We start from the raw sequence: 18658 nt of genomic DNA on the forward strand, positions 1-18658 counted from the left end.
AAATGACGTGTAAAGGGGCATGGCAATGAGACGATGGATCGTAGGCTTAATGATCATAAGTTTATTAGGGATGATAGGGTGCTCGAAGCCGATCGAATATACCGGGAAAACGGACGATTGGCGTGTAGAATGTTCGGTTAGTCCAACTGATCATGTAAAAGCATATGTGATAACGTATATTGGAAAAGACAGTCTGACCGTCAAAAATGTCAGTTATTCATTTATGCATAGTGAAAATTTCAATTATAGTGGCAATAGCGAAACTAGCTCGAAAAATTTGAAAATAAGCGGTAAGTCCACCCTAGAAAAGCCCTATGTAGATGAAGATAGTTTTACACTTCATATGAAATGGAATGATAAAGAGGACACGATAAGTTTAGTAAAAAAAGGTTAGCATCCCTTATACGCGCACAAAGCCGATTATTGCCCCATAGGTAAAATCGGCTCTTTTGTCGTATCATTTTTAGGCAGTCCATGATGGGAGGAGCCTCAAGATTGAAGAAGCTAACGGAGTTTTCGATGAAGATCATGATCTGGCTGTTGATTGCAGGGGGATGTTACGCAGCGACGAACTTGAAGGTAGAAAGTATGATGGATATCTCCTATCCGATCGTTATTATTTCGACTGATTATACGGCTCCGCCAAAGGATGTCATGAGCTGATCACCAAACCGTTGGAGAAAGCAGTAGCAGGCATGCAAGGACTCAAGAATGTAAGTTCCAGTTCGCCATGGTTATTGGTCTGTATGATTTTGTATGATTTCCTCTGGTTAACATAATGGACGGCTACTTAATGGGGTTTACTAATCCTCTGAAAATGAGATACTTTAAATGGGGATATGGATCCCATGCATACAGTCTTTCTTTAGAAAGGATTGCTTTTACTTGTCACCTACTGCGTACAGAAATTTATTTTTACTGCTGCTGTGCATGACGTCTGGCATTGTGGATGTGATTGGTTACTTAGGACTCGGTCACGTTTTTACTTCCAACATGACAGGAAATATAGTCATGCTTGGATTAGCAATCGGCCATGCGCAAGGTTTAGCTGTTCTTCGGTCAGGAATAGCATTAATCGGATTTGTCGTAGGCATTGCAATCGCCGCTTCTATCCTCGGAAGAAACAAAGAAAACACATTTTGGCCATCGACTGTCACACTAATTTTGGGTCTTGAATGTCTGATTCTTATTACTTTTGATCTTGTATCCGGACCTAGTGTAACTAATTCAACGACCAACTTACTCATTGTCCTTTTGAGCGCTGCAATGGGCATGCAAACTACCGCGGCACGATGTTTGGGAATTGCCGGTATTTCAACGACTGTCCTTACAAACAACCTGGCCAATGTTATAGAGGATATTACAACGCTATTCCGTAAGGCGGGCCGTTTGAAACACCTTACACTGGATGCCATCTTGCGCATCTCGGCCATCCTCATTTATTGCTTCGGAGCTGTAATCGGTACGGTTGTCGGACAGCGATATCCTTTCACCGTCATATGGGTACCGATCTGTATACTTGTAGGCATTATTCTTACTGTGTTAATACGTTTTCGTCCCAGTCTTTTAAATCAAAAATAATGCATAGTTTACCTACCTGAAGCCGCCAACCGCAGTCGAAAGACGTTCGGTCGGTGGTTTTTTTTCAAATTTTTTGCTCTTTTATAACTTTAGTTGGGTTCTTTTTTTGTGAGCAGGAGCATCTTTATCTTCTTCAGCATCATCGTATTCTTTATACTGAGGTTGTGTTAATTTCTGATAATGAGACTGACAATGAGACGAAATTAGTGAGAAGACGGCCAGAGTCCATCTGACTAACATTATGAATAAACTTGGGGTAAGGTCAATTCGTAAATTAATTTCAGTGATCATTCATGAAACTCTGAGCCCAAACTAAGTTTTTCCTATTAACTGCCTTCAGGCCTAAAGCAGAAGAAATTTTTGTGTTATAAAAGAACAAATGAAATGAATTATTGCTTAATATCAAATGAAAGTGTAGACAAATGTTATTTTGTAACATATTATTATGTTATAAAATAACATTTAATAAGGAGACGATTTTTTTGTCGCTAAAACCTAGATTAAAACGGATGTTCAGTGAACAAGGCAAATGCTTTGATGTGGCGATCGACCACGGTTTTTTTAATGAGGCTTCTTTTCTGTCTGGCATCGAGAATATGAAGCAGGCGATTTCCACTATCGTGGAAGCCGGACCGAATTGCATTCAATTAAGCGTCGGGCAAGCCGTACACTTGTCATCGATTAACGGAAGTCAGAAAGTCGGACTCGTTCTCCGTACAGACGTAGCCAACATTTATGGGAATGTGCTGCCCAGCTATTTGTTTAGCGAGCTTATCGATAAGGCGGTTGAGCAAGCTGTCCGCCTTGATGCGGTTTCGGTATGCGTGAATCTGTTACTGCTGCCTAATCAGCCCGAGCTTCACTATCAATGCGTCAAGAATGTAGCTAAGCTCAAAACGGAATGTGAAAATACGGCATGCCGCTCATGGTTGAGCCGCTGGTGATGCTGGCTAATGAGGCGAAAGGCGGGTATATGGTGGACGGTGATATCAATAAAATTATGCCGTTGGTTCGTCAAGCCGTAGAGATGGGCGCGGATGTTATTAAAGCGGATCCTTGCGATGATGTCGAGCAATATCATCGCGTGATTGAGATAGCATCGGGAGTGCCGGTGCTTGTCCGCGGGGGAGGAAGAGCCAGTGACGAGGAGATCGTAAGCCGCACCGTTGAGTTGATGAAGCAAGGTGCAGCAGGCATTGTGTATGGACGCAACGTTATTCAGCATGCGAATCCAGCGGGCATGACCAAAGCATTAATGGCCATTGTCCATGAGGGAGCCACTAAAGAGCAGGCACTGGCGTATCTACAAGCACCAAGCGGATATTTAGAATAAAAGGAGAATAGTGCTGATATGTCTAAAAAAATAATACGTTTTGGGGTCATCGGCTGTGGATTAATGGGCAAAGAGTTTGCCAGCGCGGCAGCTCGCTGGTGTCATCTGACAGGGGTTGATTTCGAGCCCAAAATCACGGCAGTATGCGATGCTAATGAAGTAGCTACGCAGTGGTTCAAAGAAAATATACCTAGTGTGGAAGCTGTATACACAGACTATAAGGAGCTGCTCGCAGATTCTTCCATTGCTGCTGTTTACTGCGCAGTTCCGCACAATCTGCATGCGCAAATATATGTCGATATTATTGAGTCAGGCAAGCATCTGCTGGGCGAAAAGCCGTTCGGCATCGATCAGGCGGCCAATCTACTTATTCAAAATGCCATAGCGAAGCATCCTCAGGTCATCGTACGTTGCTCCTCTGAATTTCCGTTTTTCCTGGCGCGCAGCAAATTTATCAATGGGTGCAGGAGCGTAAATTTGGTCAAATTATTGAGGTCGAAGCTGGTTTCTGGCACTCCAGCGATTTGGATCCGACGAAAGCGATCAATTGGAAAAGGCGAATCGCAACGAATGGCGAATATGGATGTATGGGCGATCTGGGCATGCATGTTTTGCATCTTCCGATGCGCTTTGGCTGGAAACCCAAATCGGTAAGAGCCTTATTATCCAAAATCGTGCCTGAACGACCCGATGGGCAAGGAAACTTGGTTCCATGCGAAACGTGGGACAACGCGATTCTTGCCTGCGAGGTAGACAGCGAAGATCAACAATTTCCGATGGTTTTATCGACCAAGCGGATTGCTCCAGGCCATGCCAATACGTGGTTTATACGCATTGCGGGAACCGAATTTTCCGCTGAATTTACGACGAAAAATCCAAAACAAATCGCTTCGCTGCCTTATTCGCCAGGAGACGTCCAAGCGTGGCATATTGCCGATGCTCCGTATAAATCGGCTTATGGGACCATTACCGGTGGAATCTTTGAGTTCGGCTTCTCAGATTCGATTCTGCAAATGTGGGCAGCATTCTGCGAGGAGCTGACGCACGGCAAGTTCACACAGCAGCCTTTCCGCTGTGTGACGCCGGAAGAGGCTGCTTACAGCCATCAGATTTTTACTGCAGCGTTAGGATCAAATCGTACGGGGCAAACCATATCAATGAACTGGAGGAATTAGCTTTGAGCCGTCATGTTGCAGAAGTGGTCGTAGCGGGGCATATTTGTCTAGATATTATCCCGACGATCTATGAGAAACAGTCTGGGATGGATGCTTTGCTCGTCCCGGGTAAACTAGTGGACATAGGCCCAGCAGTGCTCTCAACAGGAGGGGCCGTTTCCAATACGGGAATTGCCCTTCATCGGCTAGGCAGTCAGGTTAACCTGATGGGGAAGATCGGCAAGGATCCGTTCGGTGAAACGATTCTTTCGCTTTTGCGGCAGTACGACGAATCCTTGGTTGAGGGGATGATTGCGGTGGCAGGTGAAAACAGCTCTTATTCGATCGTCATTAGTCCACCTCATATCGACCGAGCTTTTCTGCATGCAACGGGGGCCAATGACACCTATTCCGCTGCAGATTTGAATATGGAGCAGCTACGAGGGGCGCGTTTATTTCATTTTGGTTATCCGCCTCTTATGCGCAGCATGTATGAACAAGGCGGTCGCGAATTGACGAATCTGTTGAAGCAAGTGAAGGCCCAGGGTTTAACAGTTTCCCTGGATATGGCGAAACCGGATCCAGAATCGGATGCAGGTAAGGCGGATTGGCGCGCAATATTGAAGGATGCGCTCCCTTACGTGGATGTCTTCATGCCCAGTTTTGAGGAAGTTCTCTATATGCTGAATCGTGAGCGCTTTCAGCTTTTATCGCAGGAGGCTCCTACGGAAGACTTACTGCCTTACGCAAGCGGATCACTGTTATTTGAACTTTCCGAGCAACTATTAGATATGGGCGCAGCCATTGTTGCGTTCAAGCTCGGTGAGCACGGACTATATGTTCGTACCACTTCAGACGAAGGCCGTCTAAGTGCGATGGGACTTTGCGCCCCATCATCAAGTATGCGCCAGAATTGGCTTGGTTGCGAATTCATAACCTCCTGCTACGAGGTAGACGTGAAAGGAACGACAGGAGCAGGCGATTGTACGATTGCAGGCTTTCTATTTAGCTTGTTAAAAGGTTCGTCAGTGGAAGATTCGCTTCATGCAGCTGTAGGTGTTGGCGCGTTCAATGTCGAACAGGCAGATGCAACAAGTGGGATTCCCCCTTGGGCGGACGTTCGCGGCCGAATTAGCAGGGGATGGGCCAAGCGTGAGATGAAGCTTAGTTTAACGGATTGGTTTGTCAACGAGCAGGAGTTGTGGATCGGACCGCATCATAAATGTCAGGTAACGGGAAGGGATGCTGAATGAAAAGAAGCGAAGCTAAGCAGGCACAGGAGCAAGCGGCGACGATGTTAAAGGTCGCTGGTATTGCGTTAACGGAGCATGAAATCCTCCATATTGAAGTCGCGGGATTTGGTCTAAATCAACTGGACGTACAAGGTTTGCAGCTTATTACGTATGTGAATACAGATCGCTATTGCGCCAAGGAATTAGTGCTGTTTCCGCATCAAACATGCCCCGAGCATTTGCATCCGCAGGTACACGGCGAGCTGGGCAAGATGGAAACTTTCCGCTGCCGGACGGGAACCGTGTTTTTGTATGTGGAAGGGGAGGCGGCGCCGATCATCCAAGCGAAAATTCCGGTAAACAGCGAGGCTTACTACAGTGTCTTTCATGAAGTAGCCTTGTCTCCGGGTGAACAATATACGATACAGCCTGGGGTTAAGCATTGGTTTCAAGCCGGTGCTGAAGGAGCCATTATTTCTGAATTTTCCAGTACGAGCCGCGATGAGTACGATATCTTCACGGATCCACGCATCGAGCGGATGCCCATTATTCGGGAAGACGAGTAGGTCCACCATGAAACTGTACGGTAGAGAGTGGACGAGACGGGAACTCGAAGCACGTGTTGGTCGGATCGAACAGATCGCGGGCATACGACGTTTCATTAGTGCGGAAGGGAATGAAGCGGGCGTCGAGCAGATTCAGGTTCGGACCGGAGCGGGGTTGAGCTATTTTGTAACCCCTACGAAAGGACTGGACATTTCTTTGGCTGAATATCACGGGGTGCCCATTAGTTGGCAATCTTGTAACGGGGATACCCATCCCCGTTATTATGAGCCCAAGGACAACGGCTGGCTCCGAACGGCATCGGGAGGTTTGCTGATGACCTGCGGACTTATGCAAGTCGGATCTGCCTGCGAAGATCAAGGAGAGCGGCTTGGTCTGCATGGTCGCGCGCATCATACGACAGCATGCCAAGTAACTGCTGGATGCAGCTGGGAAGAAGATGAAATGGAAATGCGCATTTCCGGGGTGATCGAGGAAACGTCCATTTTTGGAGGTCATCTTCGTTTAACGAGACAGATTTCCAGTCGACTTGGGGAAAATTCTTTGTTCATTCAGGATGAAGTGCGAAATATGGGTTTTCATCGTTGTCCGCATATGATCCTTTATCATTTCAACTTCGGATTTCCATTGTTAAGCGAAGATACGACGGTCAAATTTCAAGGAGCGAAAGTGCAATCGCGCGAACAAGAGACGCCAACTGACAGCTATGATGCGTGGCATGCCCCTGACGCGGACTATCAAGAGCGTGTGTACTATCACTATCATGACAGCGGTAGTCAACCATGGGTACAAATTGAGAACCCGAATTTTCCTCTCGTTCTCGGAGGGGTCAAAGTTCGGGTTTCGCTGCAGTGGTCAGCAGACACACTGCCAAATCTCGTTCAATGGAAAATGCCTGGAGCCGGTACGCATGTGCTTGGCATTGAACCTGCGAATTGTCACGTTGAAGGCAGAAGAAAAGAGCGCGAGCGTGGATCGCTTCTCTTTCTTGAACCAGGGGAAACCGTTAAATATGAAATAAGGTTGAACCTTGCATGAGTTGTTGGGATAATAGAGGTATTGAAGAGAAAATAAGGGGGGACCTTATGACGCATCATCAACTGAACCAACGCCAACAGCAAATCTTAGACCGGATGGCGGAAGATGGCGAGGTGAAAATTGCTGAGCTGAAAGTAATGTTTGAAGTGACAGAAATGACCCTCCGCAGGGACATGGAGAAGCTGGAACAGTGGGGCTATTTACGTCGTACGTTTGGCGGAGCGATTTTAATGGGCAAAGACATTGCTTTGGAAGAACGGACAAGTGTATTAATTGATGAAAAAATACGCATCGGCAAGCTGGCGGCTCAGCTTGTCGAGCCCGGAGATTCCATCTTTCTGGATGGCGGCTCCACGACGCTGCAAATTGCGAAATATTTGCTATCGGATCGGAACATCACCGTAGTCACCAACGCGCTCAATATCGCCGTCGAGCTGCAGGGCAAGCGGATTCCGACGATTGTCATCGGAGGTATGATGCTCGACGACACGGCGACGTTAGTCGGACCCGTTGCTGCTGCGACACTCGCTAAGATGGCGTTCAACCGTGTGTTCATCGGTACCACAGGCGTAACCGTTAAGCACGGATTCAGCAACTCTAACATGCATGAGGCGGAAATCAAGCAGCTTGCGATTGCAAAAGCTGCGGAAGTGAACGTTGTGGCAGACTGTACGAAGTTCGGCAAGCAAGATTTGTTTTCATTTGCTCCATTGAATGGTGTTCAGCGTATTATTACGGATAGCCCACCCGATGAGAAGCTTAGCGCTGCTTTACAGGAAGCTTTAGTGGATGTGCTGATAGGCTGTTAATTATAGGTAAGAAACAAAGAAATCTCTCCTTTTGGTTGGGTGGTATCCCCATTTGCCAAAGAGAGGTTCTTTTTTTGCGCTAGGACTATGTGTAGGGCTAACGAACTGAATGGTGGTTATCGAGGATTTGCCCTGTTTTAGGCGAGTACCGTTTCTGTGCATCAGTTTGATAACTGACTTTTCGGCGGGAATAAACAGTTTTCGAACTATGCAGCACATGCCAAATTCATTAAGGTAAAGGTGTGAGCAGCAGCTACTTCGACAGTCAGAAAGGAGTACCAGACTTATGGACTTCATTAGGGAAATTACAAGAAACCGTCAGCTGTATGTATTGGCGGTTCCGGGCATTATCTTTTTGGCTATCTTCTCTTACATTCCCATGCTGGGGCATTTGATCGCGTTTCAACGCTTTCAACCTGTGAAGGGACTATGGGGGAGCCAATGGGTGGGCTTCGATAATTTCAAGTTTTTTTTCGGAGGGCATGATTGGGTGCGAGTTACGTTCAATACCTTATACCTGAACTTGCTCTTTCTCATCTTCGGTATTGGGATGGCTATCGTTCTAGCCATAATTGTGAATGAAGTCAGATCTACCCTCATTAAGAAATTGAGCCAGTCGTTCATTTTCCTTCCCTATTTTATTTCATGGTTGGTAGTCAGTCTGATGATGCTCGCTTTTATGAGCACGGAAGGCTTAGTGAACAACTTGCTGAAGAGCTTCGGGATGGATGGGGTTAATTGGTATCAAAGCGTGCATCTATGGCCCTTTCTGTTAACACTGGTTTACATTTGGAAGTTTTCCGGCTACTATTCCATTATCTTTTTGGCAGCCATCGTCGGAATTTCCAACGAATATTATGAATCGGCAAAGATCGATGGAGCTACTCGGTTCCAGCAAATCCTGCACATTACGATTCCATCAATCCGATCGGTGATCGTAGTGTTGATGCTGCTGGGTGTCGGACGCATTTTCTTCGGGGACTTCGGCATGATTTACGGCATCATCGGGGACAATTCGATCTTGTATCCGATAACCGACGTTATCGATACGTATTCGTTCCGGGCGCTGCGTCAGTTGGGCAACTTTGGCATGTCATCGGCCGTGGTATTTTATCAATCGATGATGGGTCTCATTACGATCCTTATTTTCAATCGAATCGCGAAGAAAATAGATTCCGATTCCAGTCTTTTTTAGGAGGAACTTATGGAAGTCACAGCTATAGCAGCACCCGATACAACGGCCCGAAAGCGAATTCAAACGGATACGTCCTGGGGTGAAAAAGTGTTTCTGGGCATCATCTATCTGTTCATTCTAGTTTTTAGTCTCGTTTGCGTTATTCCCTTTTGGATCGTCTTGGCGGATTCCTTCGCTTCCGAGGCGAGCTTCCTCAAGTACGGGTATCAAATACTCCCAAGCGAGTGGAGTCTGGACGCATACAAGTATTTGCTGCAAGGAGGTCAGTTCCTAACCAGCTACAAAAATTCGCTTATTGTAACGATTGTGGGAACTGTTTTAGCCGTCATAATGACCTCTATGTTCGCCTATGTGTTGGCGCATCCGAAGGTGAAATACCGTTATGTCCTATCCTTTCTGACCTACCTAGCGATGGTTCTCGGCGGAGGCTTAGTTGGCTTCTACATCATGGTAACCAATTGGCTTCATCTAAAGGATTCCTTGTGGGCGCTCATTCTGCCGTATTTGCTGAATCCCTTCTATGCGTTCATTCTCGTTGCTTTCTACAAATCGCTTCCTTATGAAATTAACGAGGCCGCAACCATTGACGGAGCGGGGGATATTCGTCTTTTCTATAAAATTATCGTCCCGATTTCCACGCCGGTCATCGCGACGGTTTCGCTCTTTTATGCCATACAGTATTGGAATGATTGGTATTTATCCTTGCTGTTCATCGACAATTATAAATTACATCCCTTGCAGCTCATGATTCGTCAATTAATTTCTAATCTTAATGTTTCCGCATATGTCGGCGGTGGCGCCAGCTATCAAGTATCGGCCCCCACAAGCGCCATTCAACTGGCGACGGTTTGTCTGACAATCGGTCCCATTGTGTTTCTATATCCTTTTTTACAAAAATACTTCGTGAAAGGCATTACGATCGGCGCTGTAAAAGGTTGATCACAAGACGGTTTCACCCGAGACTCTCGGTTTAACATATTCACATAGGAGGTCGCAACAATGAAAATGAGAAAATGGACAGGTACCGCTTTAACGATGGTGATGCTGACAAGTGCGCTTGTGGCCTGTACGAGTAAAAATGCAGAGCCAGCTAGTACGAATGCGCCTGGCAGTACGACAAATGCCGTGGGAGCGAAGAAGCTTGACCCCGTCACCCTCAAAATTATGGTTCCCGGAGACAGACCCAAAGATTTCGACGCCGTGATCCAAGAGGCGGAAAAAAGAATGGCCAACTCCCTAAACGTGAAATTGGACGTTGTCTTCGTGCCATGGGCCGATCTGGCTCAGAAAACACAAGTTACGCTATCTTCTGGTGAGAACATCGATTTGATCTTTGATGCGCCGTGGCTGCATCTGACGCAGCAGATCGCGGCAGGCAGCTATGAACCGCTCGATGATCTCCTCAAGCAGTATGGGCCGAACATTCTCAAGAACCGTCCGCAGCAAATGTGGGATGCTAACAAATTCGATGGTAAAATCATGGGAATTCCTAACGGCAACTCCTTTGTTCAGGGACGTGTTTACTATTTGAGGAAAGATCTTCGCGAACAGTTGGGCATTGCACCTATCAAAACCTATGAGGACTTGATTAAATTTGCCTATGCTGTAAAAGAGAAGGTGCCGAACATCACTCCATTGGTTCCGGCAGGTCAAGATGTGAATAAAGGCTTGTCAGAGGGGGCATTTCGTCATTATTGGGCGGATAATAAAGCGAATATTCAACCAAGCCCTGCCCTCTCCGAGTCCCTTACGTTGTACATAAAAAATAACGATGGTAAAGTGTATAATCTATTTGATGAAATGGACCCGATGGTTTGGTCATGGATTCAAAATGCCCGCAAGCTGTACCAAGATAAGATCATCAGTCCGGATGTGCTTGCTATCAAAGATATCATGGAGCCAGCCAAGCAGGGCAAAGCTGCGATCATTGCCAGTAATGATTTTGGCGTGAAGGACGATATTCAGAAAGAATTGAAAAGCGGAAATCCCAAAGCGGAATTTGAAGCGGTTACCTTCATGAATTTGAATAAAGGCGCTGTGCTGACGAACTCGCTGCAATATAATTTCATATCGGTTCCTGTCGTGAGCAAGCACAAGGATCGGGCCATTCAATTCCTGGATTGGGCAAACCAGAAGGACAATTATGATTTATTAGTGTACGGGATCAAGGATAAGAACTGGGAAGCAGTTGGGGACGACCAGTATACGTTCAAGGGTGACGGTTACAAATGGTTTCCTTACGTATGGATTTGGAATCCGACAACAGACCGACAGGATGCCAGCCAGGATGAGGAGACCAAGAAGCTGAATAAGTGGACAGCGGATGCAAGCAATTTCACGATCGATAAGCTGTCAGGTTTTACTTTCAACAATGCGCCGGTTAGCAATGAGATTTCCCAGTATACCAGCATCGAGGCTAAATACTATTCCGCTTTATTTAACGGTGTCGTCGATCCTGAGTCTTATTGGGCCAAATTTAAGGCAGAAGCGTCACCTTTAGCCAAGAAAATTCAACTCGAAGAACAGAAGCAAATTGATGCTTTTCTTGCCAAGAAGTAAAATCCAAACCTCATAAACAATAATCGAACCTCACAGATGCGGATATTTGTGCTTTAATAAATAGGGACAAGAAACGATGAAGGGGAGTTCAGATGCTGCGATTACTGCCAGAAAAAACATACCTTCGAAATTTTTTGAATATGGGCCTATTATTTACGGTTATCATCTTGTTGTTCTCCTATTTATTAAGGCAGCAATATTCCAAACAGGCTTATGAGGATATCAATCAATTGATGGCAACGAAGACGAGCAGCTTGAGCCAGGGCTTTGAGTATCAGCTTGATCACCTTCGTTCCTATGCTTTGAATATTTACCAGGACCCGGAGATCACAAATTGGTTAATGTCTGATCAAAGCGAGCCCTTATCTACGGCAGCGGCTTTTAAGTCCGTTTCCAAATATATGAGCTTGCAGTCATTTATTGCCTCGACTTACTTGGTGAACATGAAGACGAGGCAGGTTATCAATTCGAAGGATGGGATTCATACATTCGCAGATTTTGAGGATCAGGCTATGCTGAACCGCGTTAGCGACAGTCCTCCGTCGATGCTCAGGTTTTTCGATCATAAATTGGCAAACGAATCCTACTTGGCGTTAACGGTTCCATCGAATCGTTCGAAAGTCGCCAGCCAGGGATATGTCGTTATCTTGCTTAACAAAAGCTTGCTGGAAAAGTATTTGCTGCAAAATCTGAATGATGCTACGGCCAGTATTATGATTTGGACGGGGATCAGCACGTCATTCTTGGCGGCTCCGACGCATTCGATGCCAAGCATTTGCTCCAGCCGGATATAAAAAACCATCAATTATATCTGAACCATAATGTGTATCTGATTCATGCCCACGCGTTTAACGTGGAAGATTGGACGCTCTACTCAACGGTCAAATTGAAGGATATCAGTAAAAATATTGACCGGATAGAGCTGGAGATTCTAGGGATGTGTTTATTTCTGCTCATCCTGCTGTCTGCGCTGACTTATTGGAACTCACGCCGGCATTTCAAGCCGTTCAGCCAGTTGGCTACCCATATGAAGAAAACTGTCGCCTCTGCTTTGCCTGCTGTAGAGAATAAATGGCATAGTGAGTTCACTATTATCAAATCGGGCTTGGATCATATGGTTAAATCGATGGAAGTGATGAACAATGTGATTCGCAATCATCAGGAGGTGATCAAAAACGAATTTATGCGGCAGTGGCTGCTCCAGGGCACATACAATGAGGCTTTTGCGGAAAGCGGGAGCACTCGGTTGCAGACGCTGCTGGTGTCGGACATCTATCTGGCTGTCATGCGCATCAATCGCTTTCAGGCGTTCTCGGACCGGTATTCGTACGCCTCCAGAAAACTGCTCATCTACGCCATGGGAAATATAGCGGGAGAGGTTCTGGAGAAACATGGCTTCGTGTCCGAAGCGGTTGATCTGGGCAGTGACCATCTGGTAGTGATGATCGGCGGCGGTACACAGGAAATAAATCCTGTGCAGGCTTTATACGAAGCAAGGGAAGAGGTCGGAAATTGGCTGCAATTCCATGTTACCGTAGCGCTAAGCGGACGAACTTCCGTGCATAGCAACATGCGCAGCGTCTATGACCGAACGTACGACCTGACCTTGCTGCGATTTTTCAATGAGCAGGATAAAGTGTATGTAGAAGATGATTTAGGTGATTATTGGTCAGAACAGCAGCCCGACTTTGATGAAAAGCTGGTACAAGAGCTGATTCAATCTGTGCGTAAAGCGCAGAAGGAAAAAGTGCGCGAGCAGTTAGACGCGCTATTCGCCAAGCTGCAGAACCTGACTTATTTGGAGTGTCAGTTCCAATTGAAGCTGCTGCTGTTCTACATTTTTAAAGCGTTTAATAAAGTTATGGCCGACCAGGAACCAGGCGGGGTAGATTTGCTTCTTCAGAAATTTGATACCTTACTGGATGTAAAGGAGTGGATTTACAGACAGTTTGTCACCATTATCGACAGCGTTGCGCTCAAGCATTCTGCTTCCAACCGGAAGGAAGAGCTGGCTTCGGAAATATTTGACTATGTCAAACAGCACCTTCATGACCCTATGCTGACCTTGGAAGGCATTGCGGATTATTTAGTGCTTTCCGTCAGTTATGTTCGCCTGGTTTTCAAAGAAACGTATCTCGTTACGCTGTCTGATTTCATTCATCAGGAGCGGCTCGAGCAAGCCAAAAAGCTGCTGGTCTCGACGGATTTGCCGGTACTTAATATCGCGGAACGATCGGGCTTCCAGTCAAAAACGACATTTTTCACTTCATTCAAAAAGTACACGGGCTTAACGCCTAATCAGTACAGGGAGCAAAATAACGACTAATCATCCGAATTTACTGAATTGAGAATGAAGGAGGTTTTATGATGATGGGGAAAAGCAAGAGATTCATCTGTTTGTTACTGATATGGGTGCTTGCGTTGTGTAATCTGCCTGTCTTTATCGCAGCGGAAAGCGAGCCATACACATTGGATAACTTATTGGCGGCGGATATGGATACGCACTTTGACGGGGGAACAAGCCCGTTTACGTTAGATAATATCTCGACCGGGGGATCGCAAAGGATTGTGAAGATGAATGGCAACAACGCGGTTGAGTTTCGCGACGCTTCGCTCGGAACGAATTTATCCAGCGCTTTTTATTATCAATTGAACAGCGGCAGACTCAAGGACCGTATTAATGAAATTTATAATATGCCGGTAGGGAGTCCTCCCGTTGAATTTGTCTTTGCCTACAAGCTCATGCGCAGCGCTGCAAGCGATAAGCCTGTAGCCAAGGACATTTATGCCCAGATCCAATTCGCTCCATACACCAATATCCTGGTTCCTCGCTTCCCGGCGGATATGCCGAGCATTACGGGAACGGCGGCCTACCTGAATAGCGTGCCGGATGTGTTGAAGACAGTGAATGACAGCGATATTGCCAGCTATCGATTCAAGGTGTCCCCGAATGGGGGTCAGCGCAATATTACGAGCATCAAGCTGACTTTCTCGGTGCGCGTCGATACCGGCGGCACGGACGAAGCCTACGTCATCGACGATTTGGAGATTTCCGAAGTGAAGAGCCAGCAAACGCTGGATACCGAGGCGCCTACAGTGCCTTCCAATTTAACGCTCGCTGGGAAGACGGATACGAGTGTCAATCTGTCTTGGACGGCATCGACGGATAATGTGGGCGTTACGAGATATGACATTTATCGGGATGGTCTTATAGTTGATAATGTAAGCGGTGTCAATACGACATACACTGTAGTCGGTTTGTCGCCAAACACGACATATCACTATTCGGTGAAGGCGAGAGATGCAGCGGGCAACTTATCTGCAGCTAGTAATGAAGTAGCAGTTACGACAGATCCGTCTGTCGGCGGTTTGCCTGAACCGCTTGGAGATCGCGATATCGGGAATGTGAAGCCTGCGGGCAGCGCAAGCTACAACCCCGTTACAGGTCGAATCAAAGTGCAGGGTTCCGGAAGCGACATTTTTGGCACAGAGGATGCGTTCCATTATGTCTATCAGCCTTGGACGGGGAACGGGCAGGTTGTGGCGCGCGTCTATGGTATGGAGAACGGCGTAACCTGGACGAAAGCGGGGGTTATGATCCGCGCGAGCATGTCGGAGCAGTCGCCTAATGTGATGATGGCGCTGACGCCTGCTGGCGGGGCCTATTTCCAGGATCGGCTTCAAGCGGGCGGGGCCTCCACCTCGACGGCCGGAACGCAAGCAGGGCCGCCGTATTGGGTGAAGCTGGTCCGGAAGGACAACGTGATCAGTGCGTATGATTCCAGTGACGGTATCAACTGGACGCTGATTAAGAAAGAGGTGGTGACTCTGCCAGAGACGGTGTACTTCGGCCTCGCGGTGACGAGTCACAATACCGGCAAGCTCGCCTCAGCGGAATTCGACCAAGTGAGCATCGGCGAAGTCCCACCAGCTGAAAGCACAAACTCGCCTTTTCCGGGTACGATTGAAAGTAGAAAACAGTGGCTGTGGGACAAAACAAAAACGATGTCGGAGATGGGTCTGCAGCTGAATATCGTCCAGTATGTTGCCCAAATTGTTGATGGGCAGAACGTAGCCGGAAATCTGCAGAAAATTGATAAGATGTTTCAAGCTTATGATGCCGAGCAGTATAAGACGGTTTCCAAAATGTACGCCTACCTGATGGTTGGCAATCAATTCAACAGTACGATGATCGACCATGTCAAAGCGTATTTCTCGCAATATGCGTATGCAAAGCTGCCGCAAACGGAAAACCTCCGGATGAGCAATTATACGGCAGGCTATTTGGTAGGCCAGTCTTTCCCTGATCTTCAGGATTTGAATGGCAAATCCGGAGCGGTACTCAAAAGCGAGAACAGAGCGAATATTGAAGAGATGCTCAGTGCTGGGGTTCGTTATGGATGGGCGGAGTATGAAAGCCCGGAATATACGTTTATGACTTACTTCTGTCTGAATGCGTTATATCAGTATACCGATGAACCCGATTTTAAGCAGAAATTAAAAATGGCGATGGATGTCATGTGGTTTGAATGGGCCAATGACTGGATAGATGGCACCTTCATCTCCACCTCGAACAGGGCCAAAGGCGATTCGGTCTCGGCGAGCGATCTGACATGGAGAGGAGCCGATCATACGGCGCTATCCTGGATGTATTTCGGCGGCAATCGCGCGCAAGAAGGGATCGGCGAAACGGATGCTCTGGTTCCTTCCGCGTACCGCCCTTATCTGGAGTATTTGGGCATGGTTCTCTATCGTGGAATGAATTATACACCGCCAGAAATGGCCATCCGAATCGGGCAATCCGGTGACAAAAGCTACACCTCGCGCAAGACGAATCTGCAAAATTCGAGCGGACGCAATTTGAAAACGTACCGCCAGGCGTTTGTTAAGCCGACTTGGGGCCTTGCCACGGAAGTGACCTACAATCGGGTCGATAATTGGCAGCCGTTGGTGTATATAAATTGTTAAATAGCCCCAGCTCGAATTATCTGAATGCTATGTTCCCGGACACGGGCTCGATTATCACTCGAGAGGAACAGTCTGGATGGGTCTTTAACAATGCCGGTCCGATGTATTTTGCCTTTAAGATGATAAAGCCTTACACCTGGTATTACCAGACGCCTACAGATCCGTCGAATAAAGTGAAGACTACAACGAAGCTGCATCCGACAAATCAGCTTTCGTATAGTTACAATATTTTGCGCAGTCAGGCTGACAAGAACGGGTGGGTGCTTGAAACCGCGGATGCCTTGGAGTATGCGGACTTTGCCAGCTTCAAGAACGCGATTTTGACGAATACGACGATAGACAGCTCTCATATCGATGACGCGAATCCGCGCCTGATCTATAAAAGCTTAAGCGGAGATTCGATGGACATTACCTATGATGAAGCGGCAGACGCCTATAACAATACGCACAAAATAAATGGCAATTCCATCAACTATTCGGCTTTCAAACTTTTTGATACGCCTTGGCTTCAGCAAGATCAGAACGCTAATTTATTTACTGCCACTCAGGGCGGTGAAGTATTGACCTACAACTTCGCCAATTGGACGATCACCAAACAAAATAATTCCATGATTGTGCCAAACAACAGCTTTGAGAATGGAGCAACAAGCCCTGATAACTGGGCGGACAGCGTTTGGGGAGGAACCCCTATACGAACATGGGACACCGTTACGTCAAGGACGTACGGTCATTCTGTAAAAATCGCAAACGCAGCCTCTGGCGATTATGGCGGATGGAGTTTGGCAGACAGCAGCCTGATTGGTGTCAATCCTGGAACTGCTTATACGCTCAAAGCATGGGTTAAGAGCGAAAATGTCAACGCAGTCGACGGAGCCCACTTAGGAATAACTTACTATAAGAGCGACGGAACTACGGTTACCGGCAGTACATATTTGTCTGGTAATTTGAAAGGAACAAACAATTGGACCCCAATCGAAGCAACGGCGACGGCACCGGCCGATGCGGCGAAAATAAGGCTTGATTTGAGGCTTAAAGGAACAGGAACGGCTTGGTTTGATGATGTCGAGTTGGTTGCAGCACAAGGTGTTCGTCCTGTAACTGGCGTTACAATAAATAAAGGAACGCTTTCTTTGGCGGCAGGAACGACCGCGGATTTGATCGCAACGGTTCTACCGGCAGAAGCAACGAACAGAACGGTGACGTGGAGTTCGAATAACCCGTCTGTGGCGACAGTCGACACCCATGGCAAAGTGACTGCAGCAACACCCGGAACAGCGGTTATTAGCGTATTAACGGAAGACGGCTTCAAGTCAGCTGCTTGTGTGGTAACGGTAACGCTGGAACCATTATTTGAGGACAGCTTTGTCGGAGGACTGGGGAACTGGGATTTGTTCGGCAGCACGGATGGCAAATTCAAGGCAGCGGGACCGCAGCACAGCTGGCGGGTACGACAACAGCAACATTTCCTCAACGTGCGGTCGTAAAGCCAACTATGCTTCCATATAGCACTTCGAACTACAATTTGACTTTCACCGCAAAAGGAGACCGTTTCCGCACGATGTTCCGGTATGCCTCCAGCACCGGATATTATTTCCTGGAATTTAAAAATGCCAAGTTTCTAGAATTATGGAAATATCCAAATTCATCTGTTAATGAGCAGGTTGGGACAATGGTCGATATCGGTGCCGTCCTACCGGGGTTCAATTTGACGGATTGGCATCAATACCAGATTGAAGTCAATGGATCAGTATATAAGCTAACCATCGATGGGACGTTGGTTGCGACATTTACCGATACCTCATTAACAGCAGGCGGGATCGGGTTCTCCCTGAAAAGTGTGGGCACACCGGTTTCCATGAATGTCAAGAATGTGGCCGTTAAACCGATTGTTAATCTACTTCCTTAAGACTGTTTGGTGATTGTCTTTTGCGGGAATATCCTAAAGTAAAAGAACAGTTCCTCGTGAGATGCACATTGAAGGTAAGTTAGGTGAAACGCTGTAGTCGGGTCGCTCTTTACTGTTGTTCACAGTTTCCAAGTGAAAAGTGGACTGCGATTGTAGGAAACCTGCAAATAGGCATCTTTTTTTCGAAGAATACTCATGAATCGGATATTCCTGCAAAAGAGCATGAATTTGGGTCTCATTGCTCGTTTTAGGAGAGAAACGCTTCAAAAACCTGCGTAATCGCAGTTAATTCCTCTTTTCAGACGATTTGATTGAAAAA

At 46.9% G+C, this 18658-nt stretch carries 17 protein-coding genes and 2 pseudogenes; all 19 read left to right on the forward strand.

What is annotated here, in order from left to right:
* Positions 1-25: 25 nt before the first annotated feature.
* On the forward strand, positions 26-394 hold the full coding sequence (locus tag FU659_RS05875) for a hypothetical protein (RefSeq protein ID WP_147946701.1): 369 nt from the start codon (positions 26-28) through the stop codon (positions 392-394).
* Between the two features lie 101 nt (positions 395-495).
* Entirely contained in the window at positions 496-663 is a 168-nt protein-coding gene (locus FU659_RS35155) for a hypothetical protein (RefSeq protein ID WP_187273925.1), read from the forward strand.
* 222 nt (positions 664-885) lie between these two features.
* Positions 886-1581 (forward strand): YoaK family protein, encoded by a 696-nt coding sequence (locus FU659_RS05880; RefSeq protein ID WP_261807644.1) that lies wholly within the window; start codon positions 886-888, stop codon positions 1579-1581.
* A 202-nt stretch (positions 1582-1783) separates the two neighbouring features.
* Positions 1784-1897, forward strand: a complete 114-nt coding sequence (locus FU659_RS38705) for a LuxR C-terminal-related transcriptional regulator (RefSeq protein ID WP_147946754.1) — start codon at positions 1784-1786, stop codon at positions 1895-1897.
* Between the two features lie 193 nt (positions 1898-2090).
* Positions 2091-2914, forward strand: a pseudogene (locus FU659_RS05890) (class I fructose-bisphosphate aldolase).
* A gap of 63 nt (positions 2915-2977) precedes the next feature.
* Positions 2978-3217: pseudogene (locus tag FU659_RS38710) on the forward strand (Gfo/Idh/MocA family oxidoreductase); the annotation flags it as partial.
* A gap of 158 nt (positions 3218-3375) precedes the next feature.
* Positions 3376-4089, forward strand: coding sequence for a Gfo/Idh/MocA family protein (locus tag FU659_RS38715; RefSeq protein WP_397355139.1), 714 nt, complete (start codon positions 3376-3378; stop codon positions 4087-4089).
* Between the two features lie 2 nt (positions 4090-4091).
* On the forward strand, positions 4092-5321 hold the full coding sequence (locus FU659_RS05900) for a carbohydrate kinase family protein (RefSeq protein ID WP_147946703.1): 1230 nt from the start codon (positions 4092-4094) through the stop codon (positions 5319-5321).
* Entirely contained in the window at positions 5318-5866 is a 549-nt protein-coding gene (locus FU659_RS05905; protein WP_147946704.1) for a D-lyxose/D-mannose family sugar isomerase, read from the forward strand. Before FU659_RS05900 ends, FU659_RS05905 begins: the two co-directional genes overlap by 4 nt.
* A gap of 7 nt (positions 5867-5873) precedes the next feature.
* On the forward strand, positions 5874-6902 hold the full coding sequence (locus FU659_RS05910) for an aldose 1-epimerase family protein (protein ID WP_147946705.1): 1029 nt from the start codon (positions 5874-5876) through the stop codon (positions 6900-6902).
* A 47-nt stretch (positions 6903-6949) separates the two neighbouring features.
* On the forward strand, positions 6950-7711 hold the full coding sequence (locus FU659_RS05915; RefSeq protein WP_147946706.1) for a DeoR/GlpR family DNA-binding transcription regulator: 762 nt from the start codon (positions 6950-6952) through the stop codon (positions 7709-7711).
* Between the two features lie 286 nt (positions 7712-7997).
* Positions 7998-8906 (forward strand): ABC transporter permease, encoded by a 909-nt coding sequence (locus FU659_RS05920; protein ID WP_147946707.1) that lies wholly within the window; start codon positions 7998-8000, stop codon positions 8904-8906.
* Positions 8907-8915: 9 nt separating this feature from the next.
* Positions 8916-9845 carry a carbohydrate ABC transporter permease gene (locus FU659_RS05925; RefSeq protein ID WP_147946708.1) on the forward strand — a complete coding sequence of 310 codons (930 nt, stop codon included), beginning with the start codon at positions 8916-8918 and terminating at the stop codon, positions 9843-9845.
* Positions 9846-9905: 60 nt separating this feature from the next.
* Positions 9906-11465 (forward strand): DUF3502 domain-containing protein, encoded by a 1560-nt coding sequence (locus FU659_RS05930; RefSeq protein ID WP_147946709.1) that lies wholly within the window; start codon positions 9906-9908, stop codon positions 11463-11465.
* Positions 11466-11605: 140 nt separating this feature from the next.
* Complete coding sequence (locus tag FU659_RS05935; RefSeq protein WP_222708484.1) at positions 11606-12259, forward strand: cache domain-containing protein; 654 nt, start codon at positions 11606-11608, stop codon at positions 12257-12259.
* The gene (locus FU659_RS05940; protein WP_147946711.1) at positions 12184-13791 is read left to right on the forward strand and encodes a helix-turn-helix domain-containing protein; all 1608 of its coding nucleotides are present in this window, start codon (positions 12184-12186) and stop codon (positions 13789-13791) included. The genes FU659_RS05935 and FU659_RS05940 overlap by 76 nt, the downstream gene beginning before the upstream one ends.
* A gap of 38 nt (positions 13792-13829) precedes the next feature.
* Positions 13830-16433 (forward strand): fibronectin type III domain-containing protein, encoded by a 2604-nt coding sequence (locus FU659_RS05945; RefSeq protein WP_222708485.1) that lies wholly within the window; start codon positions 13830-13832, stop codon positions 16431-16433.
* The gene (locus tag FU659_RS05950; RefSeq protein ID WP_147946712.1) at positions 16427-17917 is read left to right on the forward strand and encodes an Ig-like domain-containing protein; all 1491 of its coding nucleotides are present in this window, start codon (positions 16427-16429) and stop codon (positions 17915-17917) included. Before FU659_RS05945 ends, FU659_RS05950 begins: the two co-directional genes overlap by 7 nt.
* Before the next feature lie 8 nt (positions 17918-17925).
* Positions 17926-18339: a LamG domain-containing protein gene (locus tag FU659_RS05955; protein WP_187273927.1), complete on the forward strand. Its 414-nt coding sequence runs from the start codon at positions 17926-17928 to the stop codon at positions 18337-18339.
* Positions 18340-18658 lie beyond the last annotated feature (319 nt).

Source organism: Paenibacillus sp. N3.4 (assembly GCF_008017805.1).
GTDB lineage: Bacteria > Bacillota > Bacilli > Paenibacillales > NBRC-103111 > Paenibacillus_E.

Bases quoted from the DNA above. Each gene is read 5' to 3' on its own strand.
- FU659_RS05875 (WP_147946701.1), top strand. From the start codon at position 26: ATGAGACGATGGATCGTAGGCTTAATGATCATAAGTTTATTAGGGATG.
- FU659_RS05905 (WP_147946704.1), top strand. From the start codon at position 5,318: ATGAAAAGAAGCGAAGCTAAGCAGGCACAGGAGCAAGCGGCGACGATG.
- FU659_RS05910 (WP_147946705.1), top strand. From the start codon at position 5,874: ATGAAACTGTACGGTAGAGAGTGGACGAGACGGGAACTCGAAGCACGT.
- FU659_RS05915 (WP_147946706.1), top strand. From the start codon at position 6,950: ATGACGCATCATCAACTGAACCAACGCCAACAGCAAATCTTAGACCGG.
- FU659_RS05920 (WP_147946707.1), top strand. From the start codon at position 7,998: ATGGACTTCATTAGGGAAATTACAAGAAACCGTCAGCTGTATGTATTG.
- FU659_RS05925 (WP_147946708.1), top strand. From the start codon at position 8,916: ATGGAAGTCACAGCTATAGCAGCACCCGATACAACGGCCCGAAAGCGA.
- FU659_RS05930 (WP_147946709.1), top strand. From the start codon at position 9,906: ATGAAAATGAGAAAATGGACAGGTACCGCTTTAACGATGGTGATGCTG.
- FU659_RS05935 (WP_222708484.1), top strand. From the start codon at position 11,606: ATGGGCCTATTATTTACGGTTATCATCTTGTTGTTCTCCTATTTATTA.
- FU659_RS05945 (WP_222708485.1), top strand. From the start codon at position 13,830: ATGATGATGGGGAAAAGCAAGAGATTCATCTGTTTGTTACTGATATGG.
- FU659_RS05955 (WP_187273927.1), top strand. From the start codon at position 17,926: ATGCTTCCATATAGCACTTCGAACTACAATTTGACTTTCACCGCAAAA.